This window comes from Streptomyces sp. NPDC059037 (assembly GCF_042740015.1).
Taxonomy (GTDB): domain Bacteria; phylum Actinomycetota; class Actinomycetes; order Streptomycetales; family Streptomycetaceae; genus Streptomyces.
Genome location: NZ_JBHYIG010000446.1, coordinates 1 through 4,763 on the forward strand (window position 1 = coordinate 1; position 4,763 = coordinate 4,763).

General features: G+C 72.7%; 4 protein-coding genes. 2 read left to right on the forward strand and 2 right to left on the reverse strand.

The window, feature by feature from the left end; genetic code table 11:
- Window positions 1-34 precede the first annotated feature (34 nt).
- The gene (locus ACFWY6_RS44225; RefSeq protein ID WP_135335457.1) at window positions 35-937 is read right to left on the reverse strand and encodes a tRNA (adenine-N1)-methyltransferase; all 903 of its coding nucleotides are present in this window, start codon (window positions 935-937) and stop codon (window positions 35-37) included.
- 50 nt (window positions 938-987) lie between these two features.
- Window positions 988-2,961 (reverse strand): site-2 protease family protein, encoded by a 1,974-nt coding sequence (locus ACFWY6_RS44230; RefSeq protein ID WP_384703223.1) that lies wholly within the window; start codon window positions 2,959-2,961, stop codon window positions 988-990.
- A gap of 128 nt (window positions 2,962-3,089) precedes the next feature.
- Between ACFWY6_RS44230 and ACFWY6_RS44235 the strand changes: the two genes are divergently transcribed.
- Window positions 3,090-3,971: a RecB family exonuclease gene (locus ACFWY6_RS44235; protein WP_360772251.1), complete on the forward strand. Its 882-nt coding sequence runs from the start codon at window positions 3,090-3,092 to the stop codon at window positions 3,969-3,971.
- Window positions 3,972-3,985: 14 nt separating this feature from the next.
- Complete coding sequence (locus ACFWY6_RS44240; RefSeq protein ID WP_135332738.1) at window positions 3,986-4,657, forward strand: response regulator transcription factor; 672 nt, start codon at window positions 3,986-3,988, stop codon at window positions 4,655-4,657.
- The last annotated feature ends 106 nt before the right edge of the window (window positions 4,658-4,763 follow it).

The window sequence follows — 4,763 nt, forward strand, 5'->3', positions numbered from 1 at the left end:
GCGCCTGCTTGTTGGACGGGGCTCGCCGCGCGGGTCAGCGCGGGGTGCCGCCGTCGGCGTTGGGACCCGAGTAGTCCTCGCCGTACGCGCCCTTGGCGGGGCGGCGGCGGCGCATGGGGGGCTCGACGCCGTCCGCGAGGCGGCGGGCGGTGAGCAGGAAGCCGGTGTGGCCGATCATGCGGTGGTCGGGGCGGACCGCGAGGCCCTCGATGTGCCAGTTGCGGATCATCGACTCCCAGGCGGTCGGCTCGTTGAAGCCGCCGATCTCGCGGATGGACTCGACGGTCCTTGCGAGCTGGGTGGTCGTAGCGACGTAGCAGCAGAGGATGCCGCCCGGGACGAGCGCCTTGGAGACGACGTCCAGGCACTCCCAGGGGGCGAGCATGTCGAGGATGACGCGGTCGACGTCGGTGTCGCTCAGGTTGTCCTGGAGGTCGCCGACGGTGAGCTGCCAGGCGGGGTGCGGGGCGCCGAAGTAGCGCTCCACGTTCTGCTGGGCGATCTCGGCGAAGTCCTCGCGGCGCTCGTAGGAGTGCAGCATGCCCTGGTCGCCGATGGCGCGCAGGAGGAAGCTGCTCAGCGATCCTGAGCCGACGCCGGCCTCGACGACGCGGGCGCCGGGGAAGATGTCGGCGAAGGCCAGGATCTGCCCCGCGTCCTTGGGGTAGACCACGGCGGCGCCGCGGGGCATGGACAGGACATAGTCGGGGAGCAGGGGGCGCAGCGCGAGGTAGGCGACGTTTCCCGTGGTGCGGACAACGCTGCCCTCGGGAGCACCGATCAGCTCGTCGTGGGGGAAGGAACCCTTGTGGGTGTGGAAGTTCTTCCCGGCCTCGAGCGTGAACGTGTAGTGGCGGCCCTTGGGGTCGGTCAGCTGAACCTGGTCCCCGACCTTGAAGGGCCCGCGTCGGCGGGCGGCACCGGTCGGTTCGGACATGTGAACAGCCTACCGGCCCGTGCGGGGGCCGCCGACCACGGTGGCGTACGTCAGCTGGGGCGGGCCATGGCCTTCACGAAGGCGCGCTCCACGTCGGCGGCGGAGAGCACTCCGTAGATCTCGCCGGAGTCCTCGACGACGAGGTACTCCGTGGCGGGTGTGGCCCGCAGGGTGTCGAGCAGTTCCTCGCCTGCGAGCTCGGCGGAGACGCGCATGCCCTCGGTGATGTCCTGGGCGAGGCCGCTGACGGTGACCCAGGGGCGCCGGTGCTCGGGCACGCCGACGATCGCGGCCTCGCGGACCACGGCCATGGGGTCGCCGTCGGCGTCGACGACGACCAGGGCGCGGGCCCCCGCGGCGTTGGCGCGGCGCAGCGCTTCGGAGAGCGGGGTGTCGGTCTCGACCGGGACGGCGCGGCGGGTCAGGGCGCGGGCCCGCAGCTCGGGCAGGTGTTCGCGCAGGCGGGCCATGCGCAGGCTGTTGCCCGCACCGGTCCAGATGATCGCGGCGAGGATCGCGGCGAGCAGCGCGTCCGTGACGGTGTCCATGCCGCCGATGTCCTGGGCCTCGCCGCCGAGCGCGCCGGACTGGTTGAGGATGGGCAGCCCGATGAGGACGGAGATGGCGAGGGCGCGGCCGACCCAGGCGGCGGCGACCGTGCCGCTCATGGGCTTGCCGGTGATCTTCCAGACGACGGCGCGGAGCATGCGGCCGCCGTCCAGAGGCAGCCCCGGCAGGAGGTTGAAGGCGGCGACGATGAGGTTGGAGATCATCAGGCCGGCGAGCAGTACGCCGGGGACGGTGCCGGGCTCGACGACGCGCATGCCGGCGTAGAACACCCCGGCGAGCACGAGGGAGAGCAGCGGCCCGACGAAGGCGAGGATGAACTCGCGCCCCGGGGTCTCGCTCTCCTTCTCGATCTCGGATACGCCGCCGAAGAACTGCAGCTGGATGCGGCGCACCGGCAGCTTGAAGCGCAGGGCGGCGACGGTGTGGGCCAGCTCGTGCACGAGTACGGATGCGTAGAAGGCAACGGCGAAGAACAGCGACACGAGATAGCGGGCGCCGCCGAGTTCGGGCAGCACGCGGTCGAGCTGCCCGCCGAAGACCCAGGTGATGAGAGCGGCGACAAGGAACCAGCTCGGCGCCACATACACCGGCACACCGAACGGCCGCCCCATGAGCAGCCCTCCCCCGGGCCCCTTCTGCGCCTTGGGCTTCGGGGCGGGCCCGTGGCCGGCGTGCGCGAACTCGGGGTGGGTGTCGGTGGAACGGGGCGCGGCGTCGCCGGTCGACTCCGTACGGGGAGCCTTGACGAGCCGGTCGCCGGACCGGGGTCCCGCGGGGCTGTCGCCGGGCTGCGGGGTGGGGCGGGCATCGCCGGGGCCGGGCGCGGGGTCGCCGGATGTGGCGTCGCCCGGTGCTTCCGTGCGGGACGGCTTCACTAGCCGGTCACCGGACCGGGGTCCCGCGGGGCTGTCGCCGGGGTTGGGCGCGGCGGAGTCGGGCGTGACGGGGTCGGGCGCAGCACGGCCGGGCGCGGCGGAGCCGGACTCGACGGAGCCGGGCTCAGCAGCGGCGGGCGCGGCGGACCCGGGCTCGGCGGAGCCAGTCGTGGCGGGATCAGCAGGCCTGGATTCGCCCTCGCGGGGCGGCCGCGGTGTGTCCTCGGCGGGTTCCTGCCCCGGGGTCTCCTCGCGGGCCTCGGGACGCGCGGTGGCCTCGGTGGTCCCAGCCTCGGGACGCGCGGTGCCGTCGGCGGCCCCAGCCTCGGGACGCGCAGTGGCATCGGCGGCCCCAGCCTCGGGACGACGCGCAGTGGCGTCGGCAGTCGGGTGTTCGGGGTTCGTGTCGTCCGGCGTGGCTTCCGGGCCGGGGTGTGCGGCGCCGTCCGGTGCGCTCCGGGTCGGGCCCGCCGGCTCGGCCGAGTCCACCGGGCGCGGCGGATTCACGTGGCCCGCGCCCGGCCGCCGGCCGTCCGTGCCGTCGGACCGCGGCCTGCCGCTCCCGCCGCTTTCGTCCACGATGTCCCCTCGTTCGAAGCGTCCCTCGCCCCTGTCCGGCGCGGTACACGCACGATCATGCAGGGCGAGAGGGTCTGTCGTCGATGGTATGCGGCCGTTGTCAGTGGCGGGTCGTAGGGTCTGTCCTCATGGAAACCAGCACCGACGGTGCCGTGGCGGCCGTGCGCCCGGCGTCGCTGTCGCCCTCGCGCGCCAGCGACTTCATGCAGTGCCCGCTGCTCTACCGGTTCCGGGTGATCGACAAGCTGCCGGAGAAGCCGAGCGAGGCGGCGACCCGCGGCACGCTGGTGCACGCCGTCCTCGAGCGGCTTTTCGACGCCCCGGCCGGTGAGCGGACCGCGCCGCGCGCCAAGGCGCTGATCCCGGGGCAGTGGGACAAACTGCGGGAAGCCAGACCGGAGCTGACGGAGCTGTTCGCGGACGACGAGGAAGGCCGGCGGCTCGCGCGCTGGCTCGGGGACGCGGAGAAGCTCGTCGAGCGGTGGTTCACGCTGGAGGACCCCACTCGTCTGGAGCCCGCCGAGCGGGAGCTGTTCGTGCAGGCCGAGCTGGAATCCGGCCTGAAGCTGCGCGGCATCATCGACCGCGTGGACGTGGCGCCCACCGGCGAGGTGCGGATCGTCGACTACAAGACGGGCAAGGCCCCCCGCCCCGAGTATTCGGAGGGCGCGCTCTTCCAGATGAAGTTCTACGCCCTGGTGGTGTGGCGCCTGAAGGGCGTGGTCCCGCGCCGCCTCCAGCTCGTCTATCTGGGCAGCGGCGACGTCATCACGTACGACCCGGTGATCGCCGACCTGGAGCAGGTCGAGCGGAAGCTGCACGCGCTCTGGGAGGCCATCACGCTCGCCACCGAGACCGGTGACTGGCGGCCGCGGCCGACCAAGCTCTGCGGCTGGTGCGACCACCAGGCCGTATGTCCGGAATTCGGCGGGACTCCCCCGCCGTACCCGCTTGCGGTGAGGGTGCCCGAGTCCGGAGAGGGCGCGCAGGGCAGAATGGGGCCGGGCTAGCGAAGGAGAGTTACGTGGCGATCCGTGTCCTACTGGTCGACGACCAGCCACTGCTGCGCACCGGGTTCCGGATGATCCTGGAGGCCGAGCAGGACGTCGCGGTCGTCGGCGAGGCCGGAGACGGCCTGCAGGCTCTCGACCAGGTGCGGGCGCTGCAGCCCGACGTGGTCCTGATGGACATCCGCATGCCGCGGATGGACGGTGTCGAGGCGACCCGGCAGATCACCGGGCCCGGCCGGGACGGCCCGGCGAAGGTCCTGGTCCTGACCACCTTCGACCTGGATGAGTACGTGGTGGAGGCGCTGCGCGCCGGCGCCAGCGGCTTCCTGCTCAAGGACGCCCCGGCGAACGAGCTGGTGCAGGCGATCCGGGTGGTCGCCTCCGGCGAGGCGATGCTCGCGCCGAGCATCACCCGCAGGCTTCTGGACAAGTACGCCGGGCATCTCCCGTCGGGCGACGAGCCGGTGCCGGACACCCTGCACACGCTGACCGAGCGTGAGGTCGAGGTCCTGAAGCTGGTGGCCCGCGGTCTTTCGAACGCGGAGATCGCGGCGGACCTGTTCGTCAGCGAGACGACGGTCAAGACGCATGTGGGCCATGTGCTCACCAAGCTGGGCCTGCGCGACCGGGTGCAGGCCGCGGTGTACGCGTACGAGAGCGGTCTGGTGCGTCCCGGCGCGCAGTAGTTCAACAGGTGACAGAAGTTTGGTGGGGGGGGGGGGCGGGGGGGGGCGGCGTGTGGTGTTGTGTGTGGGGGTTGGCCTGTGGGTGGGGGCGCATCGAGGGATCACG